Raw genomic sequence first — 19,632 nt, forward strand, 5'->3', positions numbered from 1 at the left:
GAAGGTAGTGGTCAAGTCACTAGAATGTGCTCACCTTTTCCCCCTAACTTTGTTGAGTCAAAAAGGACTGCTAGCTTTCGCTAACAGTCGAATTATTAACAACATGTATTTGATTTATTGACAAGATTAATACTGCATACGCCTGTTTCTGGTAACACCAATTCCACACGTTGCGAAGCTTCTTCATCACCTGATAAATAGGCTGTTATTGAACGGACTTGTTCATAGCCTGTTGCCATTAAAAATGTTGGTGCGCGACCATAGCTCTTTGCGCCCACAATATAGAAATCTTTTTCTGGCTGTCGTAGTATTTCTTCTCCATGCGCTCGAACTGTTCCACAACTATGCTCATTAGGATCAATTAGTGGCGCTAATGCGTGCACACTTTCTGTTGCTGTATCAATGGAAAGACGTAGTTCGCTATTAATAGTAAAATCTGGTCGATTTCCTGCATTGACAATAAGTTCATCGAATCCTGTTAATACTTTCTGTTCTCCGTTAATAGTACCAACAATATTGATGTTCTCACCTTTTTTTACCTGTGAAATATAGAAGGGTGTAACTACCTCAATCTTACCTGTATCTACTAATTCATGCATACGTATACCGAGAGCACCCCGTGCAGTCAGCGCATCTTTTTCTTCGCCACCATAGGCTTCTTCTACAGATTTTTTACGCATAATCCAAACAAGTTTCGTTGAAGGATCCTCTTGTTGTAATTCAGCAAGAGCTAATAAGGTATTGATAGCTGAATGACCGCCTCCAATGACAGCAATCTTCTTCTTAGCATATCTTGTAGAATTCATTTTTATTTCAGGAATGCCATACTCAATATGATCTGCTAATATTTTTTCATTTTGGAGCCAAACACCTGTACAATTTGCTGGGTTTGGATTCCCCCACGTACCTGTCGCATCAATAACAGCTTTCGCCTCAATGACATTGATGTCGTTCCCCTGTTCCACATAAATCTTAAAGGACTGATTTACTCGATTTTTTGATTTCATCTTATCATTCAATTGACGTGAAATCCCTACTACTTTTGAGTTTAGTTGAATACAAGGTTTTATTTGTGCTAACGCTGCTAAAGGCTTTAAATAGAGATCAATTAACTCATGCCCAGTAGGTATTGTTTCTAAGTCAGGCTCTTGCCAATCCGTGTCCTCAAGTAAAGCTTTAGCAGCTTTATTGATGTTGTATCGCCATGGAGAAAATAGTGTGACATGGCCCCACATACGAATATTATGAGCAATTTCATTTCCTGCCTCTAGTAAAATAAACGACTGATTTCTTTCCACTAAATGAGCAGCTGCTGCTAATCCGATTGGACCAGCACCAATTATTACAATAGGGAAATTCTTATTTAAATCATTCATAGCCTCTTGCACCTCAATGCCTTTAGCCGTGGTACAACAAGAATCATTTTGTTTGATTACGTTAAGTGTTTTCATAAATATACCCTTCTTTTCTTTAAAGTTTCAATATAAGCATTCTCTTATATATAAAGTATTTTTTTCGTCTAGCATGAAGCTAGACGTAATATTGAAAAAGCTTTATGAATGGATGAACATATCTGAATTTCACAGTAGACAATCGTTCGTTCTGTGTCAGTAGATGGTCACATAAGCCTGTAGAGCGGCTCATTGCTGGCTCATGAACATGAATTTCCTTCAATTTATGTCAGCTCCTCAGCTACGAATTGTTCAATACGTTTTCCTATTGCATCGCGTACATTTTGGAAAACCGCCCACTTTTCTTCATCTGTCCCAGGTGCTTTCGCAGGATCTTCAAACCCCCAGTGCTCACGACGAACGTGCGGTGGCGTCATCGGACATTGAGCAGTCGCATCTCCACATAGCGTAACAACAAGCGTTGCGTTATTTAATGTCTCAAAATCAGTTAAATTAGATGTATGATTCGAAATATCAATTCCTACTTCTGCCATAGCTTTGATAGCATTCGGATTCACGCCGTGTGCTACAATGCCAGCGCTTTTTACGGTCCAATCTTTCGGTAGTAATTTTCTGGCCCACCCTTCAGCCATTTGACTACGACAAGAGTTCCCAGTACATAAGAAATAAAGTGTGCATGTCATATTGAGTGCTCCTTAGTTTTTAAAATATTTTTTCTGCCAGCGTAAGGCAACCCATACAAGTCCAATAAGAACGGGTACTTCGACAAGTGGACCAATTACAGCGGCAAACGCCACCCCACTATGAAGTCCAAAAACACCAACAGTTACAGCAATGGCTAACTCAAAGTTATTACTAGCAGCTGTAAAAGAAAGGGCTGCAGTGACAGGATAAGATGCTCCAGCTTTACGAGAAGAGAAGAATGATACTGCAAACATCACCACAAAGTAAATAAATAATGGAATCGCTATACGTACAACATCAAGTGGTAATTCGATTAGTTGCTCACCCTTTAAGGCAAACATCATCACAATGGTGAAAAGCAGTGCGATTAAAGTTAGTGGCGAAATCTTTGGTAAGAGTTTTTCCTCATACCACTGTTTCCCTGTTGTTTTGATGCCTATCCAGCGGGTTAAGAATCCGGCTGCAAATGGTATCCCTAAGTATATCAGGACACTCTTTGTAATTTCCCACATGGAAATGGACACATTGAAATTCTTTAAGCCAAACCAACCAGGTAAAACATTTAAGAAAAAGTAGGCAAAAATCGAATACGTTACAATCTGAAAAATGGAGTTAAAGGCAACTAGACCAGCTACATATTCTCGATCTCCACGAGCTAGGTCATTCCACACGATGACCATGGCAATACATCGAGCTAATCCAATCATAATGAGTCCTGCCATATACTCTGGATAATCATGCAAGAAGAGTATCGCTAAAAAGAACATTAAGAACGGACCAAGTAGCCAGTTTTGCAAAAGTGACAGTAAAAGTACTTTCCAATCTTTAAACACACGCCACATTTCCTCATATTTAACCTTTGCCAGTGGTGGATACATCATAACAATTAACCCTATGGCAATCGGTATGGATGTTGTACCCACAGACATGGATTCTAATGCTTCGCCAATTGTGGGCATGGTAATACTTAATAAAACGCCAATACCCATAGCAACAAAAATCCAAAGCGTTAAGTAGCGATCTAAAAACGAAAGCTGTTTTGTTAAAGATTCATTACCCATTAATTTTCCTCCCCTATGTGTGTACAGTCAGAGCCACAATTGCATCCTGTTAACGGCTCAATTTGTTCTAAAATACCTTTCATCAGCGGCGTTTGATCCTCCACTAAACGATAATGTTTCCATGTTCCAACCTTGCGTTCTGTAATAATGCCTGCCTCCTTTAATTTTCGAAGATGCTGACTAACTGCTGGTTGTGAAATCCCTAGCACATCCACAAAATCACATACGCAAACCTCCCCATTTTTCATGCATGCAAGTAATTTAATACGATTCAAATCTGCAGTCGCTTTTAATTGTTTTTCTAGTCGTGTGTTTTCCATTTATCTGCTCTCCTTATATAATCATTTACTTATATATTGTTTGAAATAAAATCCCCCAACCAAAGACAGGTGATTACATTCGTATATAACTATATACTTATATTATATTTTCTCATTTTAAATTGCAATAGGCATGTACCTATGCAAAAAAATACTTTTCTTAAGGTCTTAATTGGCCTCAATCTATGCTAAAAAAGCCTCCTACCGTTTTGGAGGCTTTAGAAAACCTGAATGCTCTTCGGCAACATTTTTTTGGAAAATGTACCCATCTTTTTAGCCTTATTTTTGTGCCCTCAACAAAAAGCCTTTACTTTTATGTCCACATAATGGGATAAAAAAAGTGAAGGCTTCTTTTGTAAAACGCACATGGTTAAGTTAATTTATACTGATGCACTATTTAAAATTGAATTCATGAAGTCCTCCACTGACAACGGTTTGCTAAAGTAATAGCCTTGAACAAAATCACAGCCATGTTCACGCAGCACCTTTAATTCAGCTTCTTCCTCGACACCTTCAGCTACAACTTTTAGGTTTAACGCATGTGCTAATGAAATCATAGCGGAAATCATTGCAATCCCTGATTTTTCAGGTACGATGTCACGTACAAAAGCACGATCGATCTTTAGCACATCAACCGGGAATTTCTTTAAGTAATTGAGCGATGAATAGCCTGTCCCAAAATCATCCAAAGAAATGGTGATTCCGAGTGATCGTAACTGCTCTATCGTGTTAATTAGATCTTCGGTGTAATCCAGCATGCTCATTTCCGTAATTTCGATTTCTAGTGTATGCGGATCTATTTTTGTTTCTGCAAGTACGCCACGTACCATATCAACAAAGCCAAACGTACTAATATGAATCGGTGAAATATTCACTGCTACTCGTAAGTTTAAGCGGTGGCTTTGATTCCAGGTATAAGCTTGAGCACAAGCTTTCTCTAATACCCATACGCCAATATCATTAATAAGTCCACATTCTTCAGCAAACGGAATAAAACGATCTGGTGGCATTTGTCCTAGTTCAGGGTCATACCAGCGAAGCAATGCCTCCATACCAACTACTTTATCAGTCTTTAAATCAATTTTCGGTTGATAATGTAATTCTAAAATATCCTTTTTTAGCGCCTGGTGTAGTTTTGTTTCTAGTAATAGCCATTTATCATTCGACTCATCCATATTCGGGCGATACAAGCGATACTGATTACCACGTGTGGTTTTTGCAGCATACATCGCTATATCAGCATTTTTTAGCAGCTCTTCAATGGAGTTTGCATGGTCTGGAAAGACACTAATCCCAATACTAATGCTGGCATAAAATTCATACGTATCCACGATAAAGCTCTCATCGAAAACACTAATAATTTCCTTTGCCTTTTCTTCTATTCGATTGACATCATTTAATATCATGACAAATTCATCACTATTGTGACGATAAAAGGAATTGGCAGTGTGATCGATATTTCGTAAACGGTTTGCCATTTCCACAAGGAACATATCCCCGATGATGTGACCCAGGCCGTCATTAATGTTTTTAAAACGATTCACATCAATGAAAAATAACGCAAACTTCTCACTCGTACGTCGGGATTGATGGAATTCATTTTCTAAACGCTGTTCTAACTTACGACGGTTTGGCAGTCCTGTTAATTCATCGTGATAAGCAATGTGGGTTATTTTTTTTATGTCTTTTTGTGCGGTAATATCAACTCGGATAGCGATATATTGATAGGGTTTACCATTATCATCTAGGAAAGGGATAATCGTCGTTTTAACCCAGTATAGGCTACCATCTTTAGCACGGTTGCATACCTCACCATTCCACATTTCCCCTTTTCCTATTGTTTTCCACATCTCTCTAAAGAAAGACTTTGGATGGAAGCCTGAATTGAGTAACCGGTGATCTTGGCCCATTAATTCTTCACGCGTATATTTAGAAATTTTACAAAAATGATCATTAACAAATGTGATTCTCCCTGTTCGGTCTGTAATCGCTACAATGATTGAACTGTTCATTGCTGAAAAAATGTCTTGTAATTCCTTCAGGCTGTAGTTCACTTGATTTATACTACCAGGCGTGATATTCATCATTTTCATTCTCCGTTCATTGAAATAAGATGGGTTTGGTACTTTTGCTATATGTATATAGTGAGGTATAAAGTTGTGGTATATCGCCCTTTTTTATGTAATTATATTATAGTCTTAGAAAAGCAGTTAATTCAACCCAAATCTAAAATCTGTATCTTCATCATTTCATAGATTTCTATAAATTAGACAAAAAATAGTTACTTTACAAATACTATTATTCCAAAAAAACAATTACCTTAGTACTAACTGCAATGTAAAAATCAGGCTATTTATCATATACAGCCTATCATTTGAAAATGCCTTACTGTCACAGTTTGGCAGTAAGGCATTTCACAAGTTAAGACACATCATATTCAATTTCACCTCCCAAAGCTTTTGCTTGTTCATCATTATATGCATCTAATTGTTCTTGCGATAAGTTTAAAATATAATAGTGAAAATTAATTGGCTCCAAGCCATGTTTTTCACTCATTTGTCGGTAAAATTCATAGCCTTTTCGATAGTCTGTCATCCTAATAACTTCCTTTCATAAATAACGTTGCGCTGTAGTAGACTTCTAATCACCGTTGCACATAATAGTAGAAATTGATTGGTAAATCACACTGCTGGCACTTCATGATGTGACATTTCAATTTCATGTCATGTTGTACTATAACAAAATTATTATTTTAAAAATAATATATAACAGAATTATTACTAAGTCAATAATAAATTTTCAGATATTTCTCATAAAAAATATAAAAGCCCAGTCCATATCTATTAGTATGGCTGGGCTTTTCATAAAATATTCGCGTCGACTTCCGTAGTAACCACATCCTTTAGTGCAATAATAATTAGATGCCTAATTGCTTTGCTTGCATGTTATATGCAGATAACTGTTCTTGAGATAGTTGGATTACATAATAGCGGAAGGAGATTGGCTCCAAACCATAACGTTCACACATTTCACAGTAAAATTCATATCCATCACGATACTTTGTCATAATAAAATCCTCCTTAGGTTAAAACTGTTTTATAACAGTTGTTTTTATTTCTATTTAATATATAACAGAATGTTTCATTCGTCAATTATTTTATAGGAATTTTCAAAAATGAAAGCGATAGTCACATTCGACTATCGCTTTCACGCACAATATTAAACGGATTATTTTCAAGTACCTGTTGCAACTCTTCATCTTCAATATGTGTATATATTTGCGTCGTCGCAACGCTTGAATGGCCCAGAATATGCTGTAGGCTTCGTATATCTGCCCCTGCCTTATACATCATAGTAGCGGATGTATGGCGTAACTTATGAGGTGTCAGTCTCTCTTTTTGTAGCCCAGATTGTTTGTTAATTTGCTTCACAATTTTTGCAACTGTTTGTCGTGTAAAGCGTGTACCCTTTTGAGATATAAACAGAGGCTCATCACCTTGTCCCCTATAAACTGTCTTGCCACTTTGCTCATAATCTGCAAGCGCCTGCATGCAACTATCGTTTAAATACACGGTACGCTCTTTATTACCTTTGCCGATAACTGTTAGGTATCTACCTTGCAGCGATGATTGATTTAGCTGACAAAGCTCTGTTACTCGAATACCTAGATTCAAGAAAAACATCATCATGCAATAGTTTCGGGGTGAAGCGCGATTTAGCTGAATGCCGTCTATAAATTGACTTGCCTCATCCATATTCATATAAACTGGTTTCCTGCGCGCTATTTTTGGTGTTTCTAATTCATCTGCTGGATTTTCCTCAATGAGACGACGTTTTCCTTTAATGTATTTAAAAAACGATTTTAATGTCGCCACTTTTCGCGCTCTAGCAGCAGCGGAATTTTGACGATGCACTTCACAATACTCCATAAATAAATACAGATCCTCCAGTGTAATTTCACGGATTTCTTCTATTGTAATGGTAGCAATATTTATTTTAGCTATTTGTGTTGTGTCAATGTCGTTTTGTACGGCTATATGGAAACGAAAAAACAATGTCAGATCGTATTCATATTCCTTTCTCGTTCGCTGGGATTTCCCTTTGATGGTTGTTAAGTACACCAGGAAATCCTTCATTATTTTTGGGAGCTGTGTATTTTGCATAAAATCACCTCTATACGCTCCATTTTACCACGAAAAACGCTCCCAAATATAAATTTGGGAACTTTATTGCAAAAAAAGTGCCCTTTTTAACCACAAGGAACAAATGTTCTATTTTTTTACGAAAAAAAAGATGATTTACTAAGTCCCTAGATAATCATCTTTTTAACGTTTTTAATTAAATTAAATCGATTTTAAGCATAAACAGCCAACTATATGAATATTAAACTCTAGGATGGAAAAACGCTGTGAGGCGCTTTGAAAAATAACTAGATGGATAACTATACGTGTCGAATCGTCTCATAACGCAGGTGGAATTATTTGGCTCAACCTAATGATTTAACAAAAATACTATAGGTTCCATCGACATGTTTCGAAAGATGCCAATTAGCTGATAGCATATGTTGTAGCTTTGTCACGATTTCCTCGTTACAGGACAAATATTGAATGCCTGTTTCTAATAATTGATAATCATCGCCTTCTTCTAGTTGAAAGCGAAGTTGTAGTAAACGTTGAATACCTGGCAATGTTACATACTTCACACGATAATTGCCATGCAACGCATCAAGGAACGAATGTTCCCCCTCTTGAAAAAGAGTTTGCGTTTCATGAAATTCAAATTGAGGTACCTTTTCCTGCCAAACTGTTACATCTCCAGATTGCAAAGTGCGTACTATCTCCTCATCCGTTAAACCTAGCTTCGAAAGTTTGTCTAGCTCGTATGCTTGCATTAGATTAATGATTGTCATTTTACTAGCTCCTTTTATGTATTTCTTACTAAGTGTAGCACGTTTTCCTTACTACTTAAATTTGGAGGCGATTCTTATATGAAATTGTACGAATCCGGTTTGTTTTTTGATGAAATGCTAGATGGAGATCAACCTAAACCACATTACCGGTCCTTCCATCGTAAGTTAAGTGCATTTTCAAAAGAACAGCTACAAGAGAAAAATCAACAAGCCCAATCAAGCTTCCTTAGACAAGGTATTACTTTTACTGTATATGGTGCACAAGGTGGAACAGAGCGTACAATGCCTTTCGATTTTGTACCGATCATTATTCCTCATCAGCAATGGACAGTAATCGAAGCGGGAATGCAACAACGTGTTGAAGCCTTGAATTGTTTTTTACATGATGTCTATCACGAACAGTTCATTCTACAAGATGGTGTCATTCCGAAATGGCTCGTAGAAAGCAATCCATACTATTTTAAAGAAATGCTTGGTGTACGAGTACCCATTGATAATCACATTTTTTTAGCGGGCATCGATTTAATACGCGACGAAAATGGCGTGTACAGAGTATTAGAAGATAATTTGCGTAATCCCTCTGGCATGTCGTATGTATTTCAAAATCGCTATGTCATGAAGGAAGTGTATCCTGAATTTTTCTCAAAGCATACAATTCTTTCACTTGAAAAACAAATGGCGTTTATGAAAAAAGCACTCCTTGCGCATCGCCCCCGTCATTTAGCGGCAAGTGCTGAACCTAAAGCTGTCTTATTAACAGCAGGCATGTATAATTCGGCTTATTATGATCACGTCTTTTTAGCTCAACAGCTGAATATTCCGCTTGTAGAAGGGCGAGATTTAATTGTACAGGGTGACAAGGTGTACATGAAGACAATCCATGGGCTGGAACAAATCGATATTATTTATCGCCGCATTGATGATGATTTTTTAGACCCTGCAATATTCCGTGAGGATTCGTTATTAGGTGTAGCACATATCATGGATGCCTATAAAGCCGGTAATATTGCTATATTAAATGCTGTAGGTAATGGTGTAGCGGATGATAAGGCAATGTACACATATGTACCTGATATGATCCGTTACTATTTAAAGGAGGAACCAATATTAGAAAATGTAACAACGTATCTGCTACATGATGATATGCAACGAGCATGGGTCCTCGATCATTTACACGAACTTGTTATTAAAAATGTCAGTGCCTCAGGTGGTTATGATATGCTGATCGGTCCACATGCTAGTGACGAGGATTTAGCTATTTTCCGGCAAAAAATTTTAGAAAATCCATCTCAATATATTGCTCAACCAACCATTCAATTGTCACGCGCCCCAGCTTATCAGGATGGTCGATTCTATCCTTGCCATGTTGATTTACGTGTGTATGTCATGAAGGGTGATGACATTTATGTACTACCGGGTGGTCTATCACGCGTTGCCCTAAAAGAAGGTTCATTAGTTGTCAATTCTTCACAAGGTGGAGGCGCAAAGGATACGTGGATATTAAAGGAGGAATGGCAGCATGCTAAGTCGAGTAGCAGATGCACTATATTGGATGGCAAGATATAGCGAACGCACAGAAACGAACGCACATATATTACAAGTACAGCTGTTGAATATGTTGGAGCAATCTGGTAATGAAAATGAATATATCGATCACTGGGAAGCCATATTAGAAATTTGTGCATCAAAGGAAGAATTTATGTCGTATTATGAATCTAGACGCGTCAATCCACTTATTGAATATCTGCTTTTTTCCGAAAAAAATAGCAATGCCCTTCTTGTAACCTTGCGTGCAGTTCGAGAAAATGCTCGCATAACACGAGATAGTATCCCCATCGAGCTTTGGGAATTGCAAAATTCTTTTTATTTGTACTTGCAGCAAGAAATCATCGAACGGGAAAAGCCTTTTCCGCTAATATCACTTAATTATTTTTTACAAAATGTTCGGAAGACCTCCTTGACTGTTACAGGGTTAATTGAAGGTTCCATGGAACGGGAATTACCGTTTTATTTTATTCAAGTTGGAAAATGGCTTGAACGGGCGGAAAAAACGATTCGGATGGTATTAATTATGTTGGAGCAACAAAAACAGCTTACTACTTCCATACAAGAAGCAGACGGAGAATTTTTACTGGATTTATCGAAAGCGACAGAATCTTACTTCCGAAAGCACAGGCAAACCAACTTGGCTAGTGTCATTCAATATTTATTGCATGATGAACATTTTCCGCGCTCCGTCATGTTTTGTTTAAAAAAATTGGAAGATGCCTTTATGCAAATCGAAAAAGACCATCAAAGCGCTCGATTTTTAGCAGTCCATAATCCGTTAAAAGCTTTATTAATGGCAATGCTAAATATAGACTTATGGACAATTACATTAGAAGAAGCTATTTTTTCAATGGAGGAAAGATTGTGGCAATGTACTGATTTTAGTCAAACATTTGCAACAATTTATCATTTATATGAGCCCAGGCTACAATCTTGAAAGAAACAATTTAAAGCTCCCTTTCAACATGCAAGTCAGTAATCAAAAGGAAGCGGACACTATGAAATTTGAAATTCAGCATACAAATGTTTTTCAATATGAGTCTGAAGTCGATCAAAGTTTGAATACAATCCGCTTAAAGCCTCGGAGCGATGAACGGCAGCGATTACTAACCTATCGTATTACAATTACACCTTCTTCACTCACGCGCGAGCATTTAGATATTTGGGGCAATACTGTTGGAACTTTTTATATCCCAGAGCAACATCAGGAGCTAGAAATTCAGACGACATCTATAGTTAGTATTCAAAGAGCGCCATTTATTCACCGTATTCAATATTCACCAGAGATGCAGACAATATTCCATTCTCAACTTTTTTATGAGCATTATTTACCCTATTTAAAGTCCACTAGCTTTACTTATATGACTGAAGCACAATTAGAGGAAGTTTATCATGCAATTGGTCATGCGGAAAACCCGGTATTATTTTCTCTTAATTTAATGCAATATATATATTCAACATTTGAGTATGACCCACAAGCAACGAACGTAACCACCACAGCAAGTCAGGCTTTCATTTTAAAACGAGGCGTGTGTCAGGATTTCACACATGTAATGCTTGCCGTTTTACGTGCAAAAGGCATTCCCGCACGTTATGTAAGTGGTTATTTATACGTTGACGAAAACTCTGGTCTAATCGGTGATATAGCTACACATGCTTGGGTAGAAGTGATGATTCCTGGTATTGGGTGGATTGGCTTAGACCCAACAAACAACGTGGAAGTACTAGAAAATCACATCATTTTATGCATCGGGCGTGATTACTCAGATATCAGCCCTGTCGAAGGGGTTTATACTGGCGGTAAACACGATTTATCAGTCAAGGTAAGTGTTAAAGCTTTAAATCACTTGTAACATAGCATGCAGCAATTAGTGTAAAGCGAAAAGTGAAACTTCAATCAGTAGGGATTGTTTTCTTCATCCCCACTGATTTTTAGTTGAACTAATCGAACTTTTGACAGTCCACCACATCAGATCGTACTTTTCCTTCTAGGCTTTATTGAAAACGTCCACCTCGTTCAGTTAATACCCACTTTCGGACATAGCCCATTGTTTGTTGAATATTTTCGATTGTTTTTTCACTTTGCAAGGCCTTTTGCATAACTGTATAGCGTAAATCGGTTGCTCGAACAGCTGTCCCGATGTCCTTTGAAATCGTTTGAAAAATGCGTTCCACGGTCTTTGTTGTAATGGATTTTGTTTGGCTCGCTTCACTTACCCATAGCCATTCCCCAACCTCCTCCTGATGAATTTCTGCAGTTGCTTCTTTGTATTGCTTTAACATCTCAATTAGAATAGTTGAAAGTTGAATTTCTCTGCGGCCATTTTGGTTCGACACATAGATTAGCGACGCATCTGCATGTAATTGTGTCCATTTCATGCGTACAAGCTCTGCTGGTTTGCACCCTGTCTCCAGTAACATTTGGACAATACAGCCGTTTCGTCTTGCTAACCATGCATGCTCCGTTGTTTTTGCATATTGAAAATACGTTGGCCATACATCCATAATTTTGATTAACTGTTCTTTGGACAGTATCTTTAATGCCTCTTTCCCTCTCTTTTTAGGTTGCAAAATCATTTCATAATCAAATGGTTCAACCCACTCTCGTAAAAATACAAATTCTACAAAACTTCGAAGTGTAGCCATTTTATGATTGTATGTATTAACATTTGGATATGTTTCCTTTAGATAACTACTATACTTAAATAATAATTCTTTGAATTGTTTGTCCAAATATAAGATGCTTTCCTCATTAGCAAATGCTAAAAATTGCTGTCCATCTAAATTATACTGCTTTTTCGTTGCTGCACTTTTCTTCAAAGAACTTAATAATAATAAGTAACTTTCCCAAGCATCCCTTAATGTGATCATCTAGATACCTCCTTATTTGCTGGTGCAGGTATTTTTCTTTCTATTTCATAGTAACTTGAGGTGTGTGTAATGTATATAATTATAACTATAGTGTCGGATAATCTGTAATATTGTAGTCGTCGACTCTTCTACTAGGAAATGCCCCTTTCGCAATAAAGAAACAAACGTTCCCACAAGAGTTTCTCATATCTTTTGCTTTATTACAATAGTAAATTATACTTGTGCTATTGTAATACATTTTCATCAGTATCACTCTATTCTTGTATAACAAGCTGGATTTATATGAAAATTCGTATAATTTAGTGTTTATCGCCGTTTGTGTTATATAATAAATGTATTATCTTAATGTAGGGGGCTATTCAATTATGCAAGTAAGAACGACACGACTTGAAGCAGAAGATGCAAAAATTATCTATCAGGAAACTGCTGGACTTGCCATCATCACAATCCATCGTCCTCAGGCAAAAAATGCATTAACGGCAAATATGTGGGATCAATTAGCAAAGATTGCATTACAAGTATTAGATAATGCCAAAAATAAAGTGCTTATCCTACGGGGTTCTGGAGAAAACTTCACAGCAGGTTCTGATATTAAAGAATTCAACTCCATTTCCCTTGAACAAGCGGAAGAAGCGTTTGTACATATGGAAAAAACAATCTCAACAATTGAACGATTGCCCATTCCAACAATCGGGGTCATCAATGGACCTGCGATGGGTGCTGGTTTGGAACTAGCTTTAGCCTGTGATATTCGCATTGGCTCTGAAAAAACAAAATTAGGCATTCCAGTGGGCAAATTGGGGATTACCCTCAATAACAAATTTGCTCAGCGCTTAGTGCAACTTGTTGGCCCTTCTACAACGAAAGATCTCGTATTCACAGGTCGTATGTTTAAAGCGGAAGAAGCCTTTAAGCTGGGCATGTTAAATTATTTAGTCGCTGAAAAAGACTTGAATAAATACATGATTCGTATGGGGAAGCTAGTCGCTGGCATGTCTCCACAAGCATTACTTGCTGTAAAGCAATCTGTACAAGAATGTGTAGATAGTGTGCCACAACTATGGCAAGGTACTACACCATTTGTAGGAGCTGATTTTTCAGAAGGCTGTGCTGCGTTCGTTGAAAAGCGCCAACCACAATTCAAGCGTCAATCTAACTAAAAAACAGGTACTCTTCTCGCCTTTTGGCAAATAGAGTACCTGTTTTTACTTTCTCATTAACATCACTGACTTAATATGAAGATGAATGGCATCGAGTTCATAGCCAAAATGCTGATAAAAAGATGCTTGCACCGCTTCTTGCACATGATACAGACGCTCTGGTAATGCATAATTAATTGGCAGCTTTAGTTGCAACGTAATGTTAGCTTTAGCCTGCTCTCCCAGCAAAAATTGCACTTGTTCCACTTTATGCACAATTTCTTGTTGTGTACAGCAATAATCGATTAGTTGCACATACACTTGTTTTTCTATGGCGATATATTGTTGTTGAAAATCTGGTCGAACGATTGTTGTTTCACCAATCTTTTCGCGTTTTGGGGAGAAAATCTCTTTCCCTTTTTGAACCAATCGTTTAAAGAAATTTTGCTCCACTTGACGATATGGTATGGGCATTACATGTTTCCCCTGTGTTTCTCGAATAAAGCGTGCTTTTTGGATTTCTTTTTGTGAACGGACATCCTCTACATAGTAATACGTGGTAATTGGCCCAAGCGCTAATCGTTTGGCAATACTTTTCGTCATTTTATCGGACGTACCAATTAGCAAAATCGATTGAACGTTATATGTACCGAGTGCTTTTTTCACTTCCTCACAATGTGCGTCATCGGAAAAAATGGCACGTCGGACCGCTGTTATTGTATTTTTCTCAAATTTTGCGGATATGCCCGCTACTTTGAGACCATTTACGATAAGTAAACCATCATCAATAATGGCCTTACTCCCTATTTTATGAGCAAAAACAAGGGCGCTTGTACTTTTTCCTGTTCCACTAGGTCCACTTAACGAACAAACTTTCATGTAACCACTCCCCCTTCTCTTAGCAATATGATAACAGAATTTCTTCATTTCCTTTAGTTTGGTCCAAGAGTTCTAAAATATTTCCGCTAGCCTAAGCGCTCATCTTCTCCATTACAAAAATATATTCTTTTTTCAGAATATCTTTCCCTTTATACGCTTTAGTATGATAAAATGTGTACTACTATTCTGTTATACAACTATAAGGAGTGTACTAGTTTGAAAATCGTACCATCTAAAAAAATGACATTATTTACTCCGGCTATTTTTGGAGACTTAAAAAACTTCGCAAAACAGCAACAAGCAAAAGGCATGACTATGATTGATTTAAGTTTAGGGAGCCCTGACCTTCCACCACATGAAAGAATTCGCGAACATTTATCATTTAGAGCGAATCTAGCTGAATCATATGGTTACACATTAACTGGCACACAACGTTTTTATGAAGCTGTTAGCAGGTATTACAAAAGACGTAACAATGTGGATTTAGATCCGACTTGTGAAATCATCCAAACGGTTGGCTCACAAGAAGGCTTGGTCCATTTACCGATTGCTTTTTGTGACCCTGGAGACATCGTGCTATCCACAAATCCAGCTTACGTTGCCTACGATGCCGGAATCCATCTAGCAGGCGCTACACCTTATTACATGCCACAAACAGCTGACAATGACTTTTTACCAGATTTAGATGCTGTGCCTGAAGAAATTGCGCAAAAGGCCAAGCTACTTATTTTAAATTTACCTGGTAATCCAGTCCCTGCAATGCCCTCTTTAGATTATTTTGCAAAAGTGATTGCCTTTGCGAAAAAATATAACGTCATTGTATTACATGATGCTGCTTATTCAGAATTTTACTTTACAGGCGAAGGACCAATTAGTTTCCTTTCAGCCCCTGGAGCAAAAGAGGTCGGCATGGAAATTAACTCACTATCAAAAAGCTTTAGTTTAGCAGGGACACGTATTGCCTATATCGCAGGGAACGCTGAGATGATTGCGATTTTAAAGCAACTTAAATCAAATTTAGATTTCGGTATCTTTGAACCAATTCAAGACGCTGCAGTAGTTGCGTTAGATCATGCAGAGGACATCACAGCAAGCCTGCGCGCAACATTCTCTGAGCGTCATAAAACATTGATGAACGGCTTACGTGACCTGGGTTGGGATGCGGCCCCTTCGAATGGCGGAATGTTTGTCTGGGCAAAATATCCATACGATGTTGATTGTACAGACCTTGCATTCAAACTAATTGAGCAAGTAGGCGTTGTCACTGTGCCTGGGACGGTATTCGGAACTGCTGGACAAGGCTATTTACGTTTAGCTTTGGTACAACCGAAAGAAGTACTTCAAGAAGCAATAGATCGTTTAGCACAAGTACAATTACAGCTACAACGATAACGTTAAAACTACTAAAACATCGGGTCTGTCCAATTGTCGATTTGTCGACTGTTGAACAGACCCTTTTTTATAGTATCATCGGTAACTAGGAAATATTACTAGGTACGTCTATACTCAACGTATCATTTGGCACGATGCTATTCAACTTGCATATCATCATCAATCGGTCAGGATGGAGGAAAAAATATGTTGAAAATAGAAGAATTAAAAATAGCCTATCCATACAATAACGAGACGCATTACATATATCCTACGTTGATTGTATGTGATAATGATTTAACATTAGTTGATACTGGATATCCACAGTTTATGCCAATGATTGAACAACAAATCATTCAACTAGGCTATAGCCTGAATACGCTTAAAAACATTATCGTTACACATTATGATGATGATCACATCGGTTCGTTATTTGATTTCAAAGTGAAGTATCCTCACCTTCACATTATTACAAGTGCAATTGAAAAAGATGCCCTTGAAGGAACGACTAAATCCGAAAGATTAATACAAGCCGAGCAAATGTTAGAAGAATTACCAGTTAGTCAACAGGCATTTGGAAAAGAATTTATCAAACAACTAACACATTTAAAACATGTGCAAGTGGACCAGATAGTAAACAATGGTGATTTTATTGTGAACAATGAATGTGTAGTTATTTCAACGCCCGGGCATACATCTGGACATATCTCTCTCTATATTCCTGCATTAAAATCTATCATTACTGGTGATGCAGCCATCGTAGAAAATAATGAGTTGGCAGTAGCAAATCCACATTTTTGTTTAGATATAGCAACAGCACAACAATCGCTAAAACTGCTTAAAGAGATGGATGTAGAGACCTACTATTGTTATCATGGTGGTACATTAGAAAGTGCAATGATTGCTAACAATAAACCCGCTCATTAAGCATCCTTTAAAAACAGTAAAACCCTTCCAACATGCTGCGTATTGGAAGGGTTTTACTGTTGACGGTCAACAGGAAATAATGTGATGATTGCTATTTTTCTTTATCCAATAAAAAACAGCTGCTACAAGCCGTAGCAGCTGTTTTAACTCACACATCGTATTTTTGATGTGTCTCGTCCTCATAGCGGTTGTAACGCTGTTTAAATAGTCTAAACATATGACTGACAAATACTTTTAAGATTGCGTAGCCTGGAATCCCTAAGATGACACCCGGCACGCCGAATAAGGAACCTGCTGTTAACAAGACAAAAATAATAGAAATAGGATGGATACTCAGCGATTTCCCCATAATTTGCGGAGAAATAAATTTACCTTCAATTAGCTGAACAACTGTCCATACTATCGCGAGTTTGATAAGCATGAATGGCGATGTCACAAGCGCAATGATCGCTGCAGGCGTGATCGCAATAACGGGCCCTAGGTATGGCACTACACTCGTAATCATCGCAAGGAAGCCAAGTAACAACGCGTACTTCATACCGATGATCAAGAAACCAATCGTTACCATTGCTCCGATGCACATGGATACTAAAATTTGACCCTGTATGTACGAACTAATTTGTTTGTCCATATCGTGCAAAACCTCATGTAAACCTTTACGCATACGTGGAGGGCAAATCTTAATGACAAACTTCGGTAAGTTTTCGCCATCCTTTAATAGGTAGAATAAAATAAATGGTACCGTTACAAGTGATAGAATAATCCCTGTTAATGTAGATAAAAAGCCGGTAATGCCTGTAGCGACACCTTGTGCTAAATTGGCCGCAGTGTCTTTCACTGTTTCGACTATATCTGTTGTAAAATTCGTAACAACTTGTTCATAGTTAAAGTTAATGTTATCTAGGTACTCATTAATACGTGAATTATTCAGATAATCCACAATTTTTTGCGTTAGTGCCATAAAATACACGGGGAATTCCTGGGCTAAATTGGTGAATTGTTCACGCAAAAATGGATAGACAAGCACGACAAGTAAAGTAAGCACGCCTAGAACACCAATATATAAAATTAAGATGCCCCAAATTCTTGGAATCCGCCAGTTTTCTAAAATGGCGAGTAATGGACGCAATAAATAGTATGCGATGACTGCTAGTACCCCTGGTAAGATAACTACTTCAAATAATACTTGAAGCGGGGTAAATATAAAGGAAACTTTATCAAACATGAAAATAACACATGCGAGTAATAATAAAATAAACAGCGTAAATAATAAGTTTTTACCACCTAGAAAGCGAATAAATTTCGTCGAAAACAAATTTGACCGCTCTTTTGGTCTTTCTTTTTCCATATACTCACCCCAATCCAATTGCTCTCCCTTTATATTACAGGATAATGTTGGCTTTTGCGAAAAATCACTCTAAAGAAATGCCTAAAAATTCACGTAAAAATTCTTTGTTTTTTTCTTCATCTATTACAATCGCAGAGCCAGCGTGGCTAAAGTTTTGGAAATCATAGCTACCTTCAATCGGCACTGTTGCTTTCTCAATCGATACTTTCCCTTTCGATACCATCTTTAGTACTTGCTGAATTTCACCAGCTGATGAATAATCTGTTGTTATATAGCCCTGTGCAGCACCAACGAATTTCGGCAAGTGCAGGAGGTTTTGAGGTGCTAATATTTCATTTTTCAATGCTTCAATTACTTTCTGCTGACGTGCTACTCGTCCGAAGTCTCCTTCGGCATCTTGGCGGAATCGCGCATAACCGAGTAATTCCTTGCCATTTAATTGGTGCACACCCTGCGTAAGCGTAACGCCAATTTTTTCAGACATATCCTTTTCTACATCCATTTCAATACCATCTGGTGCTAAAATATCAACGAGTGATTCAAAATTTTTAAAATCCACCAGTGCATAATGATGAATGGGTAATCCAAACATATTGCTAATGGTGTCCTTTAACAGTTGGACACCATCTAAATAGTAGGCTGTGTTTAATTTATAGGACTGATAGCCAGGTATATCTGCATAAATATCACGCATAAACGACACAAGCTTCACATCATTAGATGATTTATTCCAAGACAATACCATCATTGTATCCGTGCGTGATTTTTCTTCACCGCGTGTATCCACACCTAATAACAAATAGTTTTCAATATCGCCCTGCACTTGATCACCGGTAAAATCCTCCTGCAGCACTTTGGTATCCGATGCTAATTGTAAACCGCTTCGATATTGCATGACCGAATAAACAGCTATTACAATGACACAAAGCACTAAGCAAGTAAAAATTGCTCGCCCTTTCCGTAACCGGCGTTTTTTTGGACGTTGCGAGCGTCTTGTATATTCTTCTTCTTCCATAACTCCATGACTCCTCTATTTTTTATAGTAATGTAACGATTGAAAGTACGTAAAGTTTCATTTTTTATACTTCTAACCTCGTAAAACCTATCTACCCGTTATTCTACACCTAATTTACCAGTAATGAGCAAAATAATGCTATACTATT

19 protein-coding genes are annotated in these 19,632 nt (G+C 37.6%); 6 read left to right on the forward strand and 13 right to left on the reverse strand.

Annotated features, from left to right (window positions below; translation table 11 throughout):
- Nucleotides 1-95 precede the first annotated feature (95 nt).
- The 9 genes from ACOMCU_RS18780 to ACOMCU_RS18820 form a co-directional block, all read right to left on the reverse strand.
- Complete coding sequence (locus ACOMCU_RS18780) at nt 96-1,451, reverse strand: NAD(P)-binding domain-containing protein (protein WP_421051036.1); 1,356 nt, start codon at nt 1,449-1,451, stop codon at nt 96-98.
- A 224-nt stretch (nt 1,452-1,675) separates the two neighbouring features.
- Nucleotides 1,676-2,095, reverse strand: a complete 420-nt coding sequence (gene arsC, locus ACOMCU_RS18785; RefSeq protein ID WP_421051037.1) for an arsenate reductase (thioredoxin) — start codon at nt 2,093-2,095, stop codon at nt 1,676-1,678.
- Nucleotides 2,096-2,107: 12 nt separating this feature from the next.
- The gene (gene arsB / locus ACOMCU_RS18790; RefSeq protein WP_421051038.1) at nt 2,108-3,157 is read right to left on the reverse strand and encodes an ACR3 family arsenite efflux transporter; all 1,050 of its coding nucleotides are present in this window, start codon (nt 3,155-3,157) and stop codon (nt 2,108-2,110) included.
- Nucleotides 3,157-3,477 carry an ArsR/SmtB family transcription factor gene (locus ACOMCU_RS18795; RefSeq protein WP_010859342.1) on the reverse strand — a complete coding sequence of 107 codons (321 nt, stop codon included), beginning with the start codon at nt 3,475-3,477 and terminating at the stop codon, nt 3,157-3,159. The genes arsB and ACOMCU_RS18795 overlap by 1 nt, the downstream gene beginning before the upstream one ends.
- Nucleotides 3,478-3,857: 380 nt before the next feature.
- Nucleotides 3,858-5,564, reverse strand: a complete 1,707-nt coding sequence (locus ACOMCU_RS18800; RefSeq protein ID WP_421051039.1) for a putative bifunctional diguanylate cyclase/phosphodiesterase — start codon at nt 5,562-5,564, stop codon at nt 3,858-3,860.
- A 334-nt stretch (nt 5,565-5,898) separates the two neighbouring features.
- A complete protein-coding gene (locus ACOMCU_RS18805) occupies nt 5,899-6,072 on the reverse strand; it encodes a hypothetical protein (protein ID WP_010859340.1) in 174 nt (57 codons plus the stop codon).
- A gap of 322 nt (nt 6,073-6,394) precedes the next feature.
- A complete protein-coding gene (locus tag ACOMCU_RS18810) occupies nt 6,395-6,544 on the reverse strand; it encodes a hypothetical protein (RefSeq protein ID WP_010859339.1) in 150 nt (49 codons plus the stop codon).
- A gap of 121 nt (nt 6,545-6,665) precedes the next feature.
- Entirely contained in the window at nt 6,666-7,640 is a 975-nt protein-coding gene (locus ACOMCU_RS18815) for a tyrosine recombinase XerC (RefSeq protein ID WP_421051040.1), read from the reverse strand.
- A gap of 323 nt (nt 7,641-7,963) precedes the next feature.
- Nucleotides 7,964-8,386 carry a hypothetical protein gene (locus tag ACOMCU_RS18820; RefSeq protein ID WP_010859337.1) on the reverse strand — a complete coding sequence of 141 codons (423 nt, stop codon included), beginning with the start codon at nt 8,384-8,386 and terminating at the stop codon, nt 7,964-7,966.
- Between the two features lie 78 nt (nt 8,387-8,464).
- Here ACOMCU_RS18820 and ACOMCU_RS18825 point away from each other — a divergent pair, with 78 nt between their 5' ends.
- The 3 genes from ACOMCU_RS18825 (at nt 8,465) to ACOMCU_RS18835 (ending at nt 11,787) form a co-directional block, all read left to right on the forward strand.
- Nucleotides 8,465-9,952, forward strand: a complete 1,488-nt coding sequence (locus ACOMCU_RS18825) for a circularly permuted type 2 ATP-grasp protein (protein ID WP_010859336.1) — start codon at nt 8,465-8,467, stop codon at nt 9,950-9,952.
- A complete protein-coding gene (locus tag ACOMCU_RS18830; RefSeq protein ID WP_010859335.1) occupies nt 9,906-10,871 on the forward strand; it encodes an alpha-E domain-containing protein in 966 nt (321 codons plus the stop codon). The genes ACOMCU_RS18825 and ACOMCU_RS18830 overlap by 47 nt, the downstream gene beginning before the upstream one ends.
- Before the next feature lie 61 nt (nt 10,872-10,932).
- Nucleotides 10,933-11,787: a transglutaminase family protein gene (locus ACOMCU_RS18835; protein WP_010859334.1), complete on the forward strand. Its 855-nt coding sequence runs from the start codon at nt 10,933-10,935 to the stop codon at nt 11,785-11,787.
- A 142-nt stretch (nt 11,788-11,929) separates the two neighbouring features.
- On the opposite strand, the gene ACOMCU_RS18840 is transcribed toward ACOMCU_RS18835, so the two are convergent.
- Nucleotides 11,930-12,805: a tyrosine-type recombinase/integrase gene (locus tag ACOMCU_RS18840; protein WP_010859333.1), complete on the reverse strand. Its 876-nt coding sequence runs from the start codon at nt 12,803-12,805 to the stop codon at nt 11,930-11,932.
- Between the two features lie 365 nt (nt 12,806-13,170).
- Between ACOMCU_RS18840 and ACOMCU_RS18845 the strand changes: the two genes are divergently transcribed.
- Nucleotides 13,171-13,965, forward strand: a complete 795-nt coding sequence (locus ACOMCU_RS18845; protein ID WP_010859332.1) for an enoyl-CoA hydratase/isomerase family protein — start codon at nt 13,171-13,173, stop codon at nt 13,963-13,965.
- A 45-nt stretch (nt 13,966-14,010) separates the two neighbouring features.
- Here ACOMCU_RS18845 and ACOMCU_RS18850 read toward each other — a convergent pair whose 3' ends face one another.
- The gene (locus ACOMCU_RS18850) at nt 14,011-14,823 is read right to left on the reverse strand and encodes a hypothetical protein (RefSeq protein WP_421051041.1); all 813 of its coding nucleotides are present in this window, start codon (nt 14,821-14,823) and stop codon (nt 14,011-14,013) included.
- A 216-nt stretch (nt 14,824-15,039) separates the two neighbouring features.
- Here ACOMCU_RS18850 and ACOMCU_RS18855 point away from each other — a divergent pair, with 216 nt between their 5' ends.
- Both ACOMCU_RS18855 and ACOMCU_RS18860 read left to right on the forward strand, forming a co-directional pair.
- Entirely contained in the window at nt 15,040-16,215 is a 1,176-nt protein-coding gene (locus tag ACOMCU_RS18855; RefSeq protein ID WP_010859330.1) for an aminotransferase class I/II-fold pyridoxal phosphate-dependent enzyme, read from the forward strand.
- Nucleotides 16,216-16,404: 189 nt separating this feature from the next.
- Complete coding sequence (locus ACOMCU_RS18860; RefSeq protein ID WP_421051073.1) at nt 16,405-17,121, forward strand: MBL fold metallo-hydrolase; 717 nt, start codon at nt 16,405-16,407, stop codon at nt 17,119-17,121.
- 148 nt (nt 17,122-17,269) lie between these two features.
- On the opposite strand, the gene ACOMCU_RS18865 is transcribed toward ACOMCU_RS18860, so the two are convergent.
- Both ACOMCU_RS18865 and ACOMCU_RS18870 read right to left on the reverse strand, forming a co-directional pair.
- Nucleotides 17,270-18,469 carry an AI-2E family transporter gene (locus ACOMCU_RS18865; RefSeq protein ID WP_421051042.1) on the reverse strand — a complete coding sequence of 400 codons (1,200 nt, stop codon included), beginning with the start codon at nt 18,467-18,469 and terminating at the stop codon, nt 17,270-17,272.
- Between the two features lie 64 nt (nt 18,470-18,533).
- Complete coding sequence (locus ACOMCU_RS18870; RefSeq protein ID WP_010859327.1) at nt 18,534-19,484, reverse strand: LCP family protein; 951 nt, start codon at nt 19,482-19,484, stop codon at nt 18,534-18,536.
- Between the last annotated feature and the right edge of the window lie 148 nt (nt 19,485-19,632).

Origin of the sequence: Lysinibacillus sp. UGB7 (assembly GCF_049058285.1) — a bacterium.
In the GTDB taxonomy this organism is placed as follows: Bacteria; Bacillota; Bacilli; order Bacillales_A; family Planococcaceae; genus Lysinibacillus; species Lysinibacillus sphaericus_B.